Here is a 17376-nt window from a genome sequence, read left to right as displayed (position 1 = left end):
CCTGCTCACGCTCCCGTGGCGACTAGGAGGGCGGCGACCGCCAGGACGACGGTGCCGGCGAGCAGCGCGCTCACATAGGTCTGCGTGTTGCCGGTCTGGGCGCGCCGTACGGCGGACCCGAGCAGGCGGGGCAGGGTGCCCGCACCGCGTACGTAGGTCTCGACGACCTCGCGGTCGAGGAACCGGACGAGACTCGCGCCGGCCAGGACCGGGCGGACGAAGAGGGCCGCGTACACGGCGTCCAGGTGGAAGCCGACGGCCGCGTGCCGGTGCAGCGGGCCGAGCAGCATCCGTCCGGGGTCCGCCGGGTCGGGTGCTGAGGCCACGTCCCCGTACGCGGGCGCGTGGCTGGCGATCGCCTCGGCCTCGACGAGTCCCGCGTCGCCGTCCGGGTGGGCGGCGACCGCGCCCAGCGGGACATGGGCCGCGAGTGCGCTGGTGTGCCGCCAGACGGCGTAGGTGACGATGCCGCCGACCAGGGCCACGCCCGTGCCGAGCACGGAGGTGGTGAGGGTCGGGGTGAGGTCGCGGCCGTCGAACCAGCCGGGCAGCGAGCGGTAGGCGAATCCGCCGAGGGCGAGGGACGGGACGGCGAGCACCCACAGCACCACGGTCATGGTGCGAGGCTGACGGCCGTGGTCGGGGGCTTCGGCGCCGTGTCCGCGGAAGGCGAGCAGCCACAGGCGGGTGGCGTAGGCCGCGGTGAGCAGGGCCGTGAGCAGGCCGGCGACGAGCACGGTCCAGCCCGCCGCGCCGGGGGCGTGCTCGGTGTGGCCGGTGGCGACGTGTTCGGCGGCGCCGAGGACGGACTCCTTGGAGAAGAAGCCGCTGAAGGGCGGGATCGCGGCGAGCGCGAGGAGCGCCACGGTCATCGTCCAGAAGGCGTCGGGGACGCGGTCGCGGAGCTTGCCCATGCGGGACATGGCGGCCAGCGAGTTGGTGCCGGCGGCGTGGATGATCACGCCGGCCGCGAGGAACAACAGCGCCTTGAAGGCGCCGTGGGACAGGAGGTGGAAGACGGCGGCACCGCGGTCGCCGACAGCCAGGGCGCCGGTCATGTAGCCGAGTTGACCGATCGTCGAGTACGCGAGGACGCGCTTGATGTCGTCCTGGGCGAGCGCGGCGAGACCCGAGCCGACCATCGTGACGGAGGCCATCACGGCGAGGACGACCATCGCGGCCTGCGAGGCCTCGAACACCGGGAGGAGACGGGCCACGAAGTACACACCGGCGGCGACCATCGTCGCGGCGTGGATCAGCGCGGAGACGGGGGTCGGGCCGGCCATCGCGTCGGGGAGCCAGGTGTGCAGCGGGAACTGTGCCGACTTGCCCGCGACGCCGGCCAGGAGCAGCAGGGCGATCAGCGTCGGGTGGTCGAGTCCGCCGCTCGCGACCGTGCCGAGGACCTTGGTGATCCGGAAGGAGCCGGCGTCGGTGGCGAGGGCGAACAGGCCGATGAGGAACGGGACATCACCGAGCTTCGTCACCAGGAAGGCCTTGATGGAGGCGGCGCGGGCCTCCGGGGTCTCCCAGTAGTGGCCGACCAGGAAGTACGAGCAGATGCCCATGATCTCCCAGCCGACCAGCAGCACGATCAGGTCGCCGGAGTAGACGACGAGCAGCATCGCGGAGGTGAAGAGGGAGACGAGGGCGGCGTAGGAGGGGTAGCGCGCGTCGTCCCGCAGGTAGCCGGTCGAGTAGATCTGCACGCACGACGCGACGAAGGCGACCAGTACGGCGACGAGGGCGGCGAAGCCGTCGATGTGCAGGGCGAGTTCGATCGGGACCGAGCCGGTGGGCGTGAGCTCCGTGGCGGAGTCGACGGCCCGGTCGCCGCCCTGGCGCACCGCGACCAGCACGGCGAGCAGGAGGGAGGTGAGGGGCGGCAGGATCGCGAGCGGGCGGACGAACCCGGGGGCCGTGCGGCCCAGGAGCAGGCCCGCCGCCGCGCCCAGGAACGGCAGGAGGGGGACGAGGACGGCGAGGTTGGTCGTGGTCACGCGGTGGCCTCAGCCTTCCCGGCCCGGCCGGCCGACCCGGCCGTGCGGGCGTCACTGTCGGAACCGTCGGAGTCCCAGCCGTCGGAGTCGGTACCCCCGGGAGCCGGCCCATCGGATTCCGGCCCGTCGGGCTCGTGGCCCTCGGCGGTGTCGCGGAGCCGGTCGATGTCCGAGGTGCCGCGGTTGCGGTAGACGGCGAGGACGATCGCCAGGCCGATGCCGATCTCCGCGGCGGCGATGGCGATGGTGAACAGGGTCAGGGCCTGTCCGGAGTGCAGGGTGTCCCGGGCGGTCCTGCTGAGCCAGACGTCGAAGGCGACGAGGTTCAGGTTGACGGCGTTGAGCATCAGCTCGACCGACATCAGGACGAGGATCGCGTTGCGGCGGGCGAGGACGCCGTAGATGCCGGTGCAGAAGAGGAGCGCGGCGAGGACAGCCGGATAGGCGAGGTGCATCAGCGGGCGCCTTCCTGCTTGGCCGGGTTGGTTCCTTCAACCGAGCCGGTTCCATCGACCGAGCTGGTGCCCTCAACCGGGCCGGTTCCCGATTTCGGCCCATTTCCCTCGATCGGGTTATTCCGGGAATCCGGGGCAGATGGGGAACTCTCCGTGATCGCCCGGGAGTTCAAAGGGGGAGAACTCGACTCCGCCTTCGCTTTGCGGGACAGGACGATCGCGCCGACCAGGGCAGCGAGGAGAAGGACGGAGAGGGCCTCGAAGGGGAGCACCCAGTTCTGGAACAGGCTCGCTCCGGTGACGGCGGTGGTGCCGGCGGCCGGGCCGTCCAGATCGATCCAGGTGGCGCGGAAAGCGTCGACGACGACCCAGACCAGGGCGGCCGCCGCGGCGACGGCCACGGTGAGGGCGGCCCAGCGGTTGCCGGAATCGGCGTCCGGGGAGCGGCCGATGGGGGCCTTGGTGAGCATCAGACCGAACAGGAGGAGGACGACGACGGAACCGACATAGATGAGGACCTGCACCCAGGCGATGAACTCGGCGGTGAGCAACAGGTATTCGACGGCGAGACCACCGAGGGTCACCACCAGCCACAGGGCGGCGTGCACCAGCTGCCGGGTGGTGACGCTGACGAGGGCGGCGCCGAAGGTGACCAGGCCGACGAGGAGGAACGCGACCTCGACGCCGGTCGGGGAGAGGAAGCCGTGCGTTTCGGCGGCGGTGGTGGTGAGCGTGGGGTGCGCGGCGGTGGTGAGCGCAGGGTGCGCGGCGGTGGCGGGCACGGCCAGGGCGTGCACCGCGGTGGCGGCGGCTGCGGCGAGGGTCACGGTGTGCCTCCCCCGGCTTCGGGCGACTTGGGCGGCTCGGGCTTCGCGGGCGGCTCGGGCTTCGCGGGCGGCTCGGGCTTCGCGGGCGGCTCGCTCAACTCGTCCTGCGCAGCCGAAGTCACCTGTGCCGCCGCCAGCTTCTCGGCGGACTTGTGGGCGGCGGCGATCTCCTTCGGTTCCTCCGCGCCGGGGTCGAGGGCGGGTGGGGCCGGGACGGTCCACATCCACTCTCGGAGCTTGTCCCGCTCGTGGGTGAGCTCGCGGATGTCGGTCTCGGCGTACTCGAACTCCGGTGACCAGAACAGCGCGTCGAAAGGACAGACCTCAATGCAGATACCGCAGTACATGCACAGGGAGAAGTCGATGGCGAAGCGGTCGAGCACGTTACGGCTTCGCTCGCGGCCGCCGGGGGCCGCCGCCGGGACCGTCTCCTTGTGGGAGTCGATGTAGATGCACCAGTCGGGGCACTCACGGGCGCAGAGCATGCAGACCGTGCAGTTCTCCTCGAACAGGCCGATCACACCGCGGGTGCGGGGCGGGAGGTCGGGCTGAACGTCCGGGTACTGCTCGGTGACGGTCTTCTTCGTCATCGTGCGGAGGGTGACGGCCAGACCTTTGGCCAGGCCGGAGCCGGGAAAGCGGGGCCGGGTGGGCGGGAGGGGCTCGGCCATGGTTAGGAGATCACCACCTTGACGATGCCGGTGAGGGCGATCTGGGCGAGGGAGAGGGGGACCAGGAGGGTCCAGGAGAGTTTCTGCAACTGGTCCTCGCGCAGGCGGGGGTAGGTGACGCGGAGCCAGATGACGACGAAGGCCAGGACGGCCGTCTTCAGCAGGGTCCAGACCCAGCCGAGGCCGTCGGCACCCCAGGGGCCGTGCCAACCGCCCAGGAAAAGGACGGTGGTCAGGCCGCACAGAACGATGATTCCGGCGTACTCGGCGAGGAGGAACAGGGCGAAGCGCAGACCGGTGTACTCGGTGTAGGCGCCGAAGATGATCTCCGAGTCGGCGACGGGCATGTCGAAGGGCGGGCGCTGGAGTTCGGCGAGGCCGGCGACGAAGAAGACGATCGCGCCGACGATCTGCCAGGGCAGCCACCACCACTCGAAGGCGTCGAGGATGCCGGGGAGGGAGACGGTGCCGGCCGCCATGGCCACGGAGGCGGCGGTGAGCAGCATCGGGAGTTCGTAGGCGAGGAGTTGGGCGGCGGTGCGCAGGCCGCCCAGGAGGGAGAACTTGTTGGCGGAGGCCCAACCGGCCATGAGCGAGCCGAGGACGCCCACGCCCATCACCGCGAGCACAAAGAAGATGCCGGCGTCGAGGACCTGGCCGACCGCGCCCTCGCCGGGGCCGATCGGGATGGCCAGCAGAACGATCAGGTACGGGAGGAGGGCTACGGCGGGGGCGAGTTGGAAGATGCGGCGGTCCGCACCCGCCGGGACCACGTCTTCCTTCTGCGCGAACTTGACGCCGTCCGCGACGAGTTGGGCCCAGCCGTGGAAGCCACCGGCGTACATCGGGCCGAGGCGGCCCTGCATGTGGGCCATGACCTTGTGCTCGGTCTGACCGACGATGAGGGGGAAGGTGAGGAAGACGACGAAGACGATCAGGAGTCGCAGGGCGACGTCGAGAGCGTCGTTCACTGCGGGCCTCCTGCGGGGTCTTCGGGGGTGGGTGCTTGCGGGGTTCGGGGCGCCTTCGAGACCTCGCCGGCCTCGCCTGCGTCAGGAGCCTGAGGTGTCTCGGGAGCCTGAGGGACCTCGGAGGTCTGAGGGACCTCGGGATCGGGGGCTGGTTCCGTTCCCGAAGCGGACTCCATGGATTCCGAAGTGGGTTCTGGGCCGGATTCCGGGCCGGACTCCAGGCCTGATTCCGGGGCGTCGAAAGCCGGGCGGGCGTGGTGCCACGGGGCGTCCGGGCTGTGAGGGGCCGTGGGTGCCTTCGGCGGTGTGGCGGGCTCGCCCTCGCTGCGGTCGGCGGGTGACGGGCTCGATTCCGGTTCCGGGGTGGTCGGCGTCTGTTGGCTCGCGGAGCCCTGGGACGCGGTGCGGGTGCGCCGTGGCGAGGCAGGAGCCGACGCGGGGGCGGCTGCGTCGGTTGCCGGTGCCGACGAACCCTGCGTCGGGCCGGCCTCCGCCTGACTGGCGGAGCCGTCCGCTGCTGTGCGGGTGCGGCGGGGCGGGCGGTCGCCCGTGGGGCGGGCCGGACGGTCTGCCGGCGCCTGGCCGGGGCGCTCGACCGCCGCGCGGCCCGGTGCTCGGCCGGCCGCTCGGGCGGGGCGGGCCGGAGCCGGGGGCAACTGGCCCTTCTGGGGGCCCCATTCGTTGGGGTCGGGGACGCCTGGCGGGAGGGTCTGGCGGCGCTTGGGGCCGCCGTGGTCGGACTCGCCCGGTTCCTTGGCGCCGGGCCAGGCCTTGGCGACGCGGGCCGCCAGGACGAAGTCCTTGCGCAGGGGGTGGCCTTCGAAGGTTTCCGGGAGGAGGAGGTGGTCCAGGGCGGGGTGGCCGTCGAAGACGACGCCGAACATCTCGTGGGTCTCGCGCTCGTGCCAGGCGGCGCCCGCGTAGACGTCGACGGCGGAGGCCAGGGTCGGCGACTCGTGCGGGACCGTCGTGCGCACCAGGAGGCGGCGGACCGGGGACAGCGCCACGACGTGGGCCGAGACGCGGAAGCCGGTGCCGGGTTCGTCGACGGCGCTGAGCCAGTCGAAGTAGGTGCAGCCCAGTTCGTCGCGGGCCACGCGCAGTGCGGTGAGCCAGGTGGTGGGCGGGACGTCGACCGTGAGGACCTCGTAGGACTCCTCGGCGGTGGCCTCCGTACCGAAGAGTTCTTCGGCGGGGGCGGGGAGCCAGCCGATCGTCGTCATCAGGCGTCCCCTTCGGGCGACCCGGCAGAAGGAGTCGATCCGTTCGAGGGAGTCGGCGGGGGCTTCACCAGGCCGCTCTGCAGGGCCGCTGTCGACGGGCGTGCCGGGGCGGTGCCGTAGCGCTCGGCCAGGGACTCCCGGGCGATCTTCTCCTGGAGTTTGAGGATTCCCTGGAGGAGGGCCTCGGGGCGGGGCGGGCAGCCGGGGACGTACACGTCGACCGGGATGATCTGGTCGACGCCCTTGGTGACGGAGTAGGAGTCCCAGTAGGGACCGCCGCAGTTGGAGCAGGCACCGAAGGAGATGACGTACTTGGGTTCCGGCATCTGTTCGTAGAGGCGCTTCACGGCGGGGGCCATCTTGTCCGTGACCGTGCCGGAGACGACCATCAGGTCGGCCTGGCGCGGGCCCGGCGCGAAGGGGATCACGCCGAGGCGGATGAAGTCGTGGCGGGCCATGGACGCGGCGATGAACTCGATGGCGCAGCAGGCCAGGCCGAAGTTGAAGACCCAGAGGGAGTACCGGCGGCCCCAGTTGAGGACCACCTTCATCGGCTCGGGGGCGAGGCGGGCGAGGGCGCCCAGCCGTTTCGGCTCGGGGAGGTACACCGGCTCCGCCTCCGGAATCGGCTGCGGCGAGGTCACTTCTGGCGTCACGTCCATTCCAGGACGCCCTTCTTGTAGGCGTACAGCAGGCCGACGGCGAGGAAGCCGAGGAAGATGAACATCTCGACGAGGGTCGTCGCGCCGTAGCCGGGGGCGGCGAAGACCGTGGCCCAGGGGAACAGGAAGATCGAGTCGACGGCGAAGATGACGTAGAGGAAGGCGTAGACGTAGTAGCGGACCTGGGTGTGGGCCCAGCCCTCGCCGACGGGGTCGACACCGCACTCGTAGGTCAGGAGCTTCTCGGGGGTGGGGACCACCGGGCGCAGCAGGCGGCCGGCGCCGAAGGCGACGGCGACGAAGAGCACGCCGACGACGGCGAGCAGTCCGACGACCGAGTACGACTCGAAGTAGTCCGCCGCGACGACGGTCGGATCGAGGACAGTCGGTTCCCGCACGTCCGCGTCCGTCCCTTCGCTGGCTGCTCGACGATCGCTGCGGTTCGGCAATCCGCGATCAGCGAGTTGCGATCTGCGATCTGTACGGACGGGAGTCTAGGCCCTGTTAAAGGGACGGTAAGCAGCCCGTCGGGCTCGAGATCTGCTTGATATGCCGGGGCCGGACCGAAGTCCGTGCCGAGGGGTGGGGTTTTCCCCAGGGGAACCTGGCGGCCCTCCTCATGGCGCGGCGGCCCCGGGCGCGGCACGCTGGCCCATATGACCGAACGCCTCTTGTTCCCGACGCCCGATCGGGAAGCCGCGCGGCCGGAGGACGACGACCGTCTGCCGCCCGCCCGTTTCGCCTATGACCGGCACACCTGGAAGGAGATCGCGCATCTGCTGGCGAACCTTCCGGTGTCGCTGGTCGGTTTCACCTACACCGTGGTGGTCCTGTTCACCGGCGGCATGCTGGCCCTCACGGTGATCGGGTTCCCGCTGCTGACCCTCGGGCTGCTGGGGGCACGGCAGTTGGGCCGGTTCGAGCGGGCGCGGGCCAGGAAGCTGCTCGGGGTGCGGATCGACGAGCCCAGCCGGCTGCCCAAACGCCGCGACGGCTATCTGCCCTGGCTGTGGATGACCCTGAAGGACCCGGTGGGCTGGCGCACGATTCTGTACGACTTCATCCGGCTGCCCTGGGGCATTCTCACCTTCACCATCACGCTGACCTCGCTGTTCGTGCTGTGGCCGGTGCTGCCGTTCATCGCGCGGGGGCTGGCCAACGCCGACCGGGCGATGGTGCGCGGTCTGCTGTCGCCGTCCGACGAGCTGGAGCAGCGGATCGCCGAGCTGGAGTCGGACCGGGGGGTCGTGGTCGACACGGCCAACGCCGATCTGCGGCGCATCGAGCGCGATCTGCACGACGGGGCGCAGGCCCGCCTGGTCAATCTGGCGATGGGCCTCGGGCTCGCCAAGGAGAAGCTCCTGGAGGACCCGGACACGGCCGCGGAGATGGTCGCGGAGGCGCACGGCGAGGTGAAGCTGGCGTTGCAGGAGCTCAGAGATCTCGCCCGGGGCATCCATCCGGCGGTGCTCACCGACCGGGGCCTGGACGCCGCGCTGTCGTCGGTCGCCTCGCGCTGCACGGTGCCGGTGAAGGTGACGGTCGATCTCGTCGCCCGGCCGGCCGCGGCGATCGAGGGCATCGCCTACTTCACCGTCTCCGAGCTGCTGCAGAACATCAGCAAGCACAGCGCCGCGCGGACGGCCTCGGTGGAGGTGTGGCGGTCGGCGGACCGGCTGCTGATCCAGGTCGAGGACAACGGCCGCGGGGGCGCGCGGCTGGACGGCGGTACGGGGATGCGGGGGCTCGCGGACCGGCTGGGTGCGGTCGACGGGCTGTTCATCCTGGACTCGCCGGTGGGCGGCCCGACCACGGTCACGGCGGAACTGCCCTGGCGGGACCGCACGCCGGGTCAGCCGTAGGGCCTGGACCGGCTTGGCGCGCAGGGGCGGCAGGGCGCCCGCGGAGGTAGGGAAAACCCCCCGTCGAAGAGGCCTACGGACTCCATGGTTCGGGGAGCTGCGACGCAGGAGGGTGGAGGTACGGCGGGACAGCCGCAGGACGAGTAGAACGGGACGACGTCGATGGCCACGGAGTACGGACAGGGCTACGGGGACGGGCACGGTTACGACAGCGGTCTCCCTCTTGCCGGCGAGCGCCGGCACCGGCTGCCCGCCGGGCTGCGGGCGCCGTTCGAGGCACGCACCTGGCGGGCCTTCGCGTATGTGCTGCTGAGCCTGCCGATCAGCATCCTTCTCTTCACCTACGCGGTCACGATGGTGTCGCTCGGTGCGGGTCTGCTGGTGACGTTCCTCGGGGTTCCGGTGCTGGCGGCGGGGCTGGCCGGCTGCCGCGGGTTCGGGGCGATGGAGCGGGCGCGGGCGCGGGGGCTGCTGGGCGTGGAGGTGGCCGACCCGGAGCCGCTGCGGATGCGGAAGCCCGGCGTGCTGGCGTGGGTGGGCGCGGTGCTGAAGAGCGGCACGTCGTGGCGGTCGCTGCTGTACGCGGTGCTTCAGTTCCCGTGGTCGGTGTTCTCGTTCGTCGTCGCGCTGAACTTCTGGGCGTACGGCTGGGCGTTGCTGACGTATCCGCTGTGGTTCTGGGTCTTTCCGGTGTACGTCGGTCAGGGCGGAGTTCAGCTGTTCAGCGACGGGACGCACAGCGTGTACCTCGACAACCCGTTCGAGATCACCGTGACCGCGTTGGTGGGGCTGTTGTTCACGTTGGCCACGCCGTGGATCGTGCGGGCGCTCACGACGGTGGACCAGGTGATGGTGCAGGGGTTGCTCGGGCCGACGCGGTTGTCGGCGCGGGTGGTGGAGCTGGAGTCGGACCGGGGGGTCGTGGTCGACACGGCGGCGGCGGATCTGCGGCGGATCGAGCGGGATCTGCATGACGGGGCGCAGGCGCGGTTGGTGGCGTTGGCGATGGATCTGGGGCTGGCGAAGGAGAAGCTGACGGAGGATCCGGAGGCGGCGGCTCGGATGGTGGGTGAGGCGCACGGGGAGGTGAAGACGGCGTTGCAGGAGCTGCGGGATCTGGCTCGGGGGATTCATCCGGCGGTGTTGACGGATCGGGGGCTGGACGCGGCGTTGTCCTCGGTGGCGTCGCGTTGCACGGTGCCGGTGCAGGTGGAGGTGGATCTGCCGGCGCGGCCCGCGCCGGCCATCGAGGGGATCGCTTACTTCACCGTGTCCGAGTTGCTGCAGAACATCAGTAAGCACTCGCGGGCGACGTGGGCTTCCGTGGATGTGTGGCGGGTGGAGGATCGGTTGATGGTGCAGGTTGTGGATGACGGGGTGGGTGGGGCGGATACGTCCGGGGGGTCGGGGCTCGGGGGGTTGGCCGAGCGGTTGGACGCGGTCGACGGGATTCTGGTGGTGGATTCGCCGGTGGGTGGGCCTACTCGGGTGACGGCGGAGCTGCCTTGGCGGGCGGTTCGCTGACCTGGGCTTTCCTCGCCCCCGCCGCCCCTACCCGTCCCATCCCCAGGGGCGCTGCCCCTTCGACCCCACTGGGGGCTGCGCCCCCAGACCCCGCTTCGGCCTGAACGGCCTCGTCCTCAAACGCCGGACAGGCTGAAAGATACGGACCGGAGTTCAAGAGGCGCAGCCCGCTGAGGGTGGGTGGGGGATCGGGATGGCAAAACCTCGGCCTCGAACACCGGACGGGCTGAAAGATACGGACCGGAGTTCAGGAGGCGCAGCCCGGTAGGGGTGGGTGGGGGTTGGGGATGGCAGAGCCTTGGCCTTGAAGGCCGGACGGGCTGAAAGACAGACCGGCTGGAGGATGCTCGCCGGCGTTGAGGTGTTTCTGTGGGTACCCGCCCTGAAATGGACCCCCGAAACCCGCCCTACCATGCGTCTTTTCCCGTTGATTCGTGTTCGGCGGGCGCAGTGGGATGGGATTGCTGGAATGCTGGACCACCGAAGCCGCCGTGGGGGCCGACTTGGTCGGTGCGGCGGGCGGAGTCGGGCTCGGGGGGCCGGAGATCGTGGAGGACAGGGTGCGGGTGGTCATCGCCGAGGATTCAGTGCTGCTTCGGGAGGGCCTGACCCGGTTGTTGACCGACCGTGGGCATGAGGTCGTCGCCGGAGTCGGGGACGGGGACGCGTTGGTCAAGACCATCACGGAGCTGAACGAACAGGGCGAGCTGCCGGACGTGGTGGTCGCCGATGTGCGGATGCCGCCGACGCACACGGACGAGGGGGTGCGGGCCGCCGTACAGCTGCGGAAGGCCCATCCGGGACTCGGTGTGCTCGTGCTGTCACAGTATGTGGAGGAGCGGTACGCCACCGAACTTTTGGCCGGTTCCAGCCATGGGGTGGGCTATCTGCTGAAGGACCGGGTCGCCGAGGTGCGCGAGTTCGTGGATGCCGTGGTGCGGGTCGCCCAGGGGGGTACCGCGCTGGATCCCGAGGTGGTCGCGCAGCTGCTGGGGCGCAGCCGTAAGCAGGATGTGCTGGCCGGGCTCACCCCGCGGGAGCGGGAGGTCCTGGGGTTGATGGCCGAGGGGCGGACCAACTCCGCGATCGCCCGGCAGTTGGTGGTCAGCGACGGTGCCGTCGAGAAGCACGTCAGCAATATCTTTCTGAAGCTCGGGCTGTCTCCGAGTGACGGGGATCACCGGCGCGTTCTCGCGGTGCTCACCTATCTGAACTCCTGACGGGCTGACACTTGGTCAGAAACCGCGGAGGCATCCGGGGCGTCTCCACAAGGAGACGCCGGGGCGAGAAATCATGACAAGTCAGGGCGGCGCACCGTCTCAAAACCGCGTCCATCATGCGAATGGCCAAGGGAAGGCGACCCTGCCGGACGTAGGGTTGATCCTGGGAAGGCCTGCGGGAAGGCCGGTCCCCGACAGCCGCCTCGAAGGAGGTCCAGTTCAGTGACCAGCCAGGTCAGCAGGACAGCGGAACAGGCCGACGAAGCCGTCTTGGGAGAGCAGCGCAAACCGACGGGCGAGAAGGACGTACGCAGGCTGGACCGGGTGATCATCCGGTTCGCGGGAGACTCCGGCGACGGTATGCAGCTCACCGGCGACCGCTTCACCTCCGAAACGGCGTCCTTCGGAAACGACCTTTCGACACTGCCGAACTTCCCCGCCGAGATCCGCGCCCCTGCCGGCACCCTGCCGGGGGTCTCCTCCTTCCAGCTCCACTTCGCGGACCACGACATCCTCACCCCCGGCGACGCGCCCAACGTGCTCGTCGCCATGAATCCCGCCGCGCTCAAGGCGAACATCGCCGACGTGCCGCGCGGCGCGGAGATCATCGTCAACACGGACGAGTTCACCAAACGGGCCCTGCAGAAGGTCGGGTACGCGGCCTCGCCCCTGGAGGACGGCTCGCTCGACGGGTACAGCCTCCACGAGGTTCCGCTGACGACGCTGACGGTCGAGGCGCTCAAGGAGTTCGACCTCAGTCGCAAGGAGGCCGAGCGCAGCAAGAACATGTTCGCGCTGGGCCTGCTGTCGTGGATGTACCACCGGCCGACCGAGGGGACCGAGAAGTTCCTGCGGGCCAAATTCGCGAAGAAACCCGAGATCGCCGCGGCGAACCTGGCAGCGTTCCGCGCGGGCTGGAACTTCGGCGAGACCACCGAGGACTTCGCGGTCTCCTACGAGGTCGCTCCGGCCGCCACCGCGTTCCCGCCCGGCCTCTACCGCAACATCTCCGGCAACCTCGCCCTGGCCTACGGTCTGATCGCCGCCGCCCGCCAGGCCGACCTGCCCCTCTTCCTCGGCTCCTACCCCATCACCCCGGCCTCCGACATCCTGCACGAACTCAGCAGGCACAAGAACTTCGGCGTACGGACCTTCCAGGCCGAGGACGAGATCGCGGGCATCGGCGCGGCGCTGGGCGCGGCCTTCGGCGGTTCGCTGGGAGTGACGACGACGAGCGGTCCGGGAGTGGCACTGAAGTCGGAGTCCATCGGGCTCGCCGTCTCCCTCGAACTGCCGCTGCTCGTCATCGACATCCAGCGCGGCGGGCCCTCCACCGGTCTGCCCACCAAGACCGAGCAGGCCGACCTGCTCCAGGCCATGTTCGGCCGCAACGGCGAGGCGCCGGTTCCGGTGATCGCGCCGAAGACGCCGGCCGACTGTTTCGAGGCGGCCCTGGAGGCGGCGCGGATCGCGCTGACGTACCGCACTCCCGTCTTTCTTCTCTCCGACGGTTATCTGGCCAACGGCTCGGAGCCCTGGCGGATCCCGGAGACGGACGAACTCCCGGACCTGACCGTGCAGTTCGCGCAGGGACCGAACCACACCCTCGACGACGGCACCGAGGTGTTCTGGCCCTACAAGCGCGATCCGCTGACCCTCGCGCGCCCCTGGGCGATCCCCGGCACGCCCGGTCTCGAACACCGCATCGGCGGCATCGAGAAGGAGGACGGGACCGGGAACATCTCGTACTCCCCCGCCAATCACGACTTCATGGTCCGCACCCGGCAGGCCAAGATCGACGGCATCGACGTGCCCGATCTGGAGGTCGACGACCCGCACGGGGCGAGCACGCTGGTGCTGGGCTGGGGATCGACGTACGGGCCGATCACGGCGGCGGTGCGGCGGCTGCGCGGGGCCGGGGAGGCCATCGCGCAGGCGCATCTGCGGCACCTCAACCCGTTCCCGAAGAACCTCGGCGCGGTGTTGAAGCGGTACGACAAGGTCGTGATCCCCGAGATGAACCTCGGTCAGCTCGCCACGCTGATCCGGGCGAAGTACCTGGTAGACGCCCACTCGTACAACCAGGTCAACGGCATGCCGTTCAAGGCTGAGCAGCTCGCCACGGCTCTCAAGGAGGCCATCGATGGCTGAGACGTCCACGGAAGGTTCGGACACGATCGAGGCGCTTTCTCTCGTCCCCAAGGCCGAGGGCAGGCAGTCCATGAAGGACTTCAAGTCCGATCAGGAAGTGCGCTGGTGCCCCGGCTGCGGTGACTACGCGATCCTGGCGGCCGTCCAGGGCTTCATGCCGGAGCTGGGGCTGGCCAAGGAGAACATCGTCTTCGTCTCGGGCATCGGCTGCTCGTCCCGGTTCCCGTACTACATGAACACGTACGGGATGCACTCCATCCACGGCCGGGCGCCCGCCATCGCGACCGGACTGGCGTCCTCCCGGCGGGACTTGAGCGTGTGGGTGGTGACCGGTGACGGCGACGCGCTGTCGATCGGTGGCAACCACCTGATCCACGCCCTGCGCCGGAACGTCAACCTCAAGATCCTGCTCTTCAACAACCGGATCTACGGCCTCACGAAGGGGCAGTACTCCCCCACGTCCGAGGTCGGCAAGATCACGAAGTCGACGCCGATGGGGTCGCTGGACGCGCCGTTCAACCCGGTGTCGCTGGCGATCGGCGCGGAGGCGTCCTTCGTGGCGCGGACGATCGACTCCGACCGCAAGCATCTGACGGAGGTGCTGCGGCAGGCGGCCGCCCATCCCGGCACGGCGCTGATCGAGATCTACCAGAACTGCAACATCTTCAACGACGGGGCGTTCGAGGCGCTGAAGGACCGTCAGCAGGCGGAGGAAGCGGTGATCCGCCTCGAACACGGACGCCCGATCCGCTTCGGGGCGGACGGTTCACGGGGTGTGGTGCGAGATGTGACGACGGGTGACCTGAAGGTCGTCACGGTCACGCCGGACAACGAGTCCCAGATCCTGGTCCACGACGCCCACGCGGCGTCCCCGACCACGGCGTTCGCCCTCTCCCGCCTCGCCGACCCGGACACCCTCCACCACACCCCGATCGGCATCCTGCGCTCCGTGGACCGACCGGTGTACGACACGCAGATGAGCGACCAACTCGACGCAGCGATCGAACAGAACGGCAAGGGGGATCTGGGGGCGCTGCTGGCGGGCGGGGACACCTGGACGGTTGTGGGCTGACGGCGACGGACATGCGGAAGGGCCCGGACGAGGTGGGTGGTCATCCGGGCCTTTACGTCGGTCGAGTCAGGCTTCGGGGATATCCCGCTTGGCTCGGAGGAGAGTGTCACGGGTGATGACGACGATGCGCTCGTAGTCGGCTCTGGCAGCATCCGCGGGCAGAAGTCCGTCTAGTTCCTCGGTTCGGTCGGTGCCGATGACCGCAAAATTTCCGTCGCTCAGCTCGAACAAATCGGGACACGTCTCGCCGGTCATTGATCCTCGCTGGCGGGGCGAGTCGCCGATTCGGCGAAGAATGCTGACGACAGGGAATTCGCTGTGCACGCGGGGGCCCTTTTCTACTTTCTACGGCCGGACACAAATGAAGGTCCGACCCCACGTGACCAGGGGCCGGACGCAACACGTTGCGCGCGAGAATACCCGATCAAGCAGAAGGATACCCGATTACCCAGAGGTAGTAAGAGCGAATCCTTAAATCGCCTCTGTCGACTTATGGATTGCATCACTTCACGAATTCGGCTCATCCTCCGAGCCGACAACCCACCATTCGTCCGGATCGTCCGCCAATTCATCGACAATTACATTGACGACGTCGCTCACCCGAGCCTCTAATGAATGGCGCGGCAGGCTCAGGCGGTGCTCCCGAGTCGTTTCCCAATACTCCGCAAAGACCGGGTTCCGAGCCAGTACCCGCAGATGCCCGATCAACTCCTCCCAGCCGTAGGCACCGATGCGATGCCCCAGCAGGATCGCGCTGTACTCCCGGTTGACGAACAGGACTTGGCGGCGCTTGTGGTCCGAGAGTTCGCGCAGGGTGCTCATGGCGGCGGCCAGCGCGGGGTCGGCGATCGCGCGGTCCACCTGCTCGGCCGTGATGCGGTGCAGCATGAGCAGGTTGGCGTTCCTGATCTCCTCGGCGACACAGGTGAGTTGGTGCAGCACGGCCAGCGCCAGTTCCTCCTGTCGCCGGCGCCAGGCCTGGCGGGGAAAGGGGGTGCGCACTCGGCCGCTCCTCGTTCGCGATGCAGAACCGATCCTTCGCGCATCCGGATTCTGTCTGGCCATGCGACCCCCGAGTAGGCGTCCGCACGCCGGTCGAAGTCCTCGTGGGCGGCACGAGGGCCGGTGCGCGGTTGGGCACTGCGCCCCGCCCCCAGGATGCCGGGCGACTCAAGTCGGCGCGGGAGGCGGAGAGGGGGCGCACGGGTGGACGTGGCGCTCGTGTCATTCGACGCCCTGACATGTGTGTGCCCAGCGAGCGCCTCCCGCATTCGTTCGGTGGAGCCGCTACGCGCGCGTCATCCCTGCTCAGCGGCCGCTTTCCGGGTGTCGTACATCTCCCGCGCCTCCTGCACCTCCGGCATCCGGCGTTCGGTCCACAGCGCCAGCGCCCGCACCTGTTCCGCCGCCTCGCGGCCCAGGTCCGTGAGGGAGTAGTCGACCCTCGGCGGGATGACCGGCTTGGCGTCGCGGTGGACCAGGCCGTCTCGTTCGAGGGTCTGGAGGGTCTGGGTCAGCATCTTCTCGCTCACCCGCCCGATCGCCCGGCGGAGTTCGCTGAACCGGTACGGGCGGTCGAGGAGTTCGATGAGGACGAGGACGCCCCAGCGGGACGTCACGTGCTCCAGGACCAGGCGGTACGGGCACATCACCGCACCCACGGTGTACTTGCTTGTCGCCTCACTGCTTACTGCCATGTCGGTACCTTACTTCAAAGTGGGTACTTTCGTAAGGTTAGTGCAACCCCTAGGGTTAGCGTCATCGCACCCCACAAGGAGTTGTCATCATGAGCATCGTCGTCACCGGAGCCACCGGACACCTCGGCCGCCTCGTCGTGGAGCAGTTGCTGGAGAAGGTTCCGGCCGATCAGGTCACGGCGGTCGTCCGCACTCCGGAGAAGGCCGCCGACTTCGCCGAGCGCGGCGTGAAGATCGCGGTCGCCGACTACAACTCCCCCGAGACCTTCGACTCCGTCTTCGCCGCCGGCGACAAGGTGCTGCTCATCTCCGGCAACGAGTTCGACAAGGGCCGGGTCGAGCAGCACAAGGTCGTCATCGCGGCCGCCAAGGCCGCCGGTGCCGCGCTGCTCGCCTACACCAGCGCCCCGGGCTCCCTCACCGCCGCCCTGGCCGACGACCACCGCGGCACCGAGGAGGCCCTGCTCGCCTCCGGTCTGCCGTACACCTTGCTGCGCAACGGCTGGTACAACGAGAACTACACCGAGCAGCTGGCCCCGGTCCTGGAGCACAGCGCCGTCGTGAACGCCGCCGGTGACGGCCGCGTCTCCTCCGCCTCCCGCGCCGACTACGCCGCGGCCGCCGTCGCCGTACTGACCGGCGAGGGCCACGAGAACCAGACGTACGAACTGGGTGGCGACGAGGCCTGGGGCTTCGCCGAGTACGCGGCCGAGCTGAGCCGGCAGACCGGCAAGGAGATCGCCTTCAACAACGTTCCCGGCGAGGTCCTCATCGGCATCCTCACCGGCGCCGGGCTGCCCGAGCCGTTCGCCGCGATCCTCGCCGGCGTCGACGCCTCCATCGAGAAGGGCGAGCTGGTCGTCGCCACCGGTGACCTGTCCCGCCTCGCCGGCCGTCCGACCACGCCGATCGCCGAGTCGATCGCGCTCGCCCTCAAGGGCTGACGCCCAGGTCAGGGACGTGGACCCGGCCTGTCATGACCGTATGGCGATACGGGCATGACAGGTGCGGGTCCTCGGCGTTACCTTCGTGCCTGCGCGC

17 protein-coding genes are annotated in these 17376 nt (G+C 69.6%); 6 read left to right on the top strand and 11 right to left on the bottom strand.

Translation table 11 applies throughout. The features are described from left to right. Nucleotides 1-5: 5 nt before the first annotated feature. Genes ACWD5F_RS42615 through ACWD5F_RS42580 form a run of 8 tightly spaced genes read right to left on the bottom strand, consistent with a single transcriptional unit; the run spans nt 6 to nt 7207 of the window. Nucleotides 6-2000, bottom strand: coding sequence for an NADH-quinone oxidoreductase subunit 5 family protein (locus ACWD5F_RS42615; protein WP_451261562.1), 1995 nt, complete (start codon nt 1998-2000; stop codon nt 6-8). Continuing rightward, nucleotides 1997-2455, bottom strand: coding sequence for an NADH-quinone oxidoreductase subunit NuoK (gene nuoK / locus ACWD5F_RS42610; protein WP_451261561.1), 459 nt, complete (start codon nt 2453-2455; stop codon nt 1997-1999). Before nuoK ends, ACWD5F_RS42615 begins: the two co-directional genes overlap by 4 nt. After that, a complete protein-coding gene (locus ACWD5F_RS42605) occupies nt 2455-3237 on the bottom strand; it encodes an NADH-quinone oxidoreductase subunit J family protein (RefSeq protein WP_451261599.1) in 783 nt (260 codons plus the stop codon). The genes nuoK and ACWD5F_RS42605 overlap by 1 nt, the downstream gene beginning before the upstream one ends. A gap of 41 nt (nt 3238-3278) precedes the next feature. Next, the gene (locus ACWD5F_RS42600) at nt 3279-3953 is read right to left on the bottom strand and encodes a NuoI/complex I 23 kDa subunit family protein (RefSeq protein ID WP_451261560.1); all 675 of its coding nucleotides are present in this window, start codon (nt 3951-3953) and stop codon (nt 3279-3281) included. 2 nt (nt 3954-3955) lie between these two features. Continuing rightward, the gene (locus tag ACWD5F_RS42595) at nt 3956-4924 is read right to left on the bottom strand and encodes a complex I subunit 1/NuoH family protein (protein WP_402353428.1); all 969 of its coding nucleotides are present in this window, start codon (nt 4922-4924) and stop codon (nt 3956-3958) included. Next, on the bottom strand, nt 4921-6147 hold the full coding sequence (locus ACWD5F_RS42590; protein WP_451261559.1) for an NADH-quinone oxidoreductase subunit C: 1227 nt from the start codon (nt 6145-6147) through the stop codon (nt 4921-4923). Before ACWD5F_RS42590 ends, ACWD5F_RS42595 begins: the two co-directional genes overlap by 4 nt. Continuing rightward, complete coding sequence (locus ACWD5F_RS42585; RefSeq protein WP_451261558.1) at nt 6147-6809, bottom strand: NADH-quinone oxidoreductase subunit B; 663 nt, start codon at nt 6807-6809, stop codon at nt 6147-6149. The genes ACWD5F_RS42590 and ACWD5F_RS42585 overlap by 1 nt, the downstream gene beginning before the upstream one ends. Continuing rightward, a complete protein-coding gene (locus ACWD5F_RS42580; protein ID WP_401714147.1) occupies nt 6800-7207 on the bottom strand; it encodes an NADH-quinone oxidoreductase subunit A in 408 nt (135 codons plus the stop codon). The genes ACWD5F_RS42585 and ACWD5F_RS42580 overlap by 10 nt, the downstream gene beginning before the upstream one ends. A gap of 258 nt (nt 7208-7465) precedes the next feature. On the opposite strand from ACWD5F_RS42580, the gene ACWD5F_RS42575 reads away from it, so the two are divergent. The 5 genes from ACWD5F_RS42575 (at nt 7466) to ACWD5F_RS42555 (ending at nt 14638) form a co-directional block, all read left to right on the top strand. Then, on the top strand, nt 7466-8671 hold the full coding sequence (locus tag ACWD5F_RS42575) for a sensor histidine kinase (RefSeq protein WP_451261557.1): 1206 nt from the start codon (nt 7466-7468) through the stop codon (nt 8669-8671). A gap of 162 nt (nt 8672-8833) precedes the next feature. Next, nucleotides 8834-10195 (top strand): sensor histidine kinase, encoded by a 1362-nt coding sequence (locus ACWD5F_RS42570; RefSeq protein ID WP_451261556.1) that lies wholly within the window; start codon nt 8834-8836, stop codon nt 10193-10195. Between the two features lie 548 nt (nt 10196-10743). Beyond that, nucleotides 10744-11415: a LuxR C-terminal-related transcriptional regulator gene (locus ACWD5F_RS42565; protein ID WP_401714434.1), complete on the top strand. Its 672-nt coding sequence runs from the start codon at nt 10744-10746 to the stop codon at nt 11413-11415. A gap of 222 nt (nt 11416-11637) precedes the next feature. Then, nucleotides 11638-13566, top strand: a complete 1929-nt coding sequence (locus ACWD5F_RS42560; RefSeq protein ID WP_451261555.1) for a 2-oxoacid:acceptor oxidoreductase subunit alpha — start codon at nt 11638-11640, stop codon at nt 13564-13566. Next, nucleotides 13559-14638, top strand: coding sequence for a 2-oxoacid:ferredoxin oxidoreductase subunit beta (locus ACWD5F_RS42555; RefSeq protein WP_401714155.1), 1080 nt, complete (start codon nt 13559-13561; stop codon nt 14636-14638). Before ACWD5F_RS42560 ends, ACWD5F_RS42555 begins: the two co-directional genes overlap by 8 nt. 66 nt (nt 14639-14704) lie before the next feature. Here ACWD5F_RS42555 and ACWD5F_RS42550 read toward each other — a convergent pair whose 3' ends face one another. The 3 genes from ACWD5F_RS42550 to ACWD5F_RS42540 all read right to left on the bottom strand — a co-directional run bounded on the left by ACWD5F_RS42550 (nt 14705) and on the right by ACWD5F_RS42540 (nt 16335). After that, a complete protein-coding gene (locus ACWD5F_RS42550) occupies nt 14705-14893 on the bottom strand; it encodes a hypothetical protein (protein WP_401714157.1) in 189 nt (62 codons plus the stop codon). A 252-nt stretch (nt 14894-15145) separates the two neighbouring features. Then, nucleotides 15146-15640: a DUF6082 family protein gene (locus ACWD5F_RS42545; protein ID WP_401714159.1), complete on the bottom strand. Its 495-nt coding sequence runs from the start codon at nt 15638-15640 to the stop codon at nt 15146-15148. Nucleotides 15641-15936: 296 nt separating this feature from the next. Next, complete coding sequence (locus ACWD5F_RS42540; protein ID WP_451261554.1) at nt 15937-16335, bottom strand: winged helix-turn-helix transcriptional regulator; 399 nt, start codon at nt 16333-16335, stop codon at nt 15937-15939. A gap of 89 nt (nt 16336-16424) precedes the next feature. Here ACWD5F_RS42540 and ACWD5F_RS42535 point away from each other — a divergent pair, with 89 nt between their 5' ends. Then, nucleotides 16425-17279: an SDR family oxidoreductase gene (locus tag ACWD5F_RS42535; RefSeq protein WP_451261553.1), complete on the top strand. Its 855-nt coding sequence runs from the start codon at nt 16425-16427 to the stop codon at nt 17277-17279. Nucleotides 17280-17376: the final 97 nt, after the last annotated feature.

The organism is Streptomyces sp. NPDC002499 (genome assembly GCF_053595415.1).
This window is presented reverse-complemented; position numbering and strand designations above follow the sequence as displayed.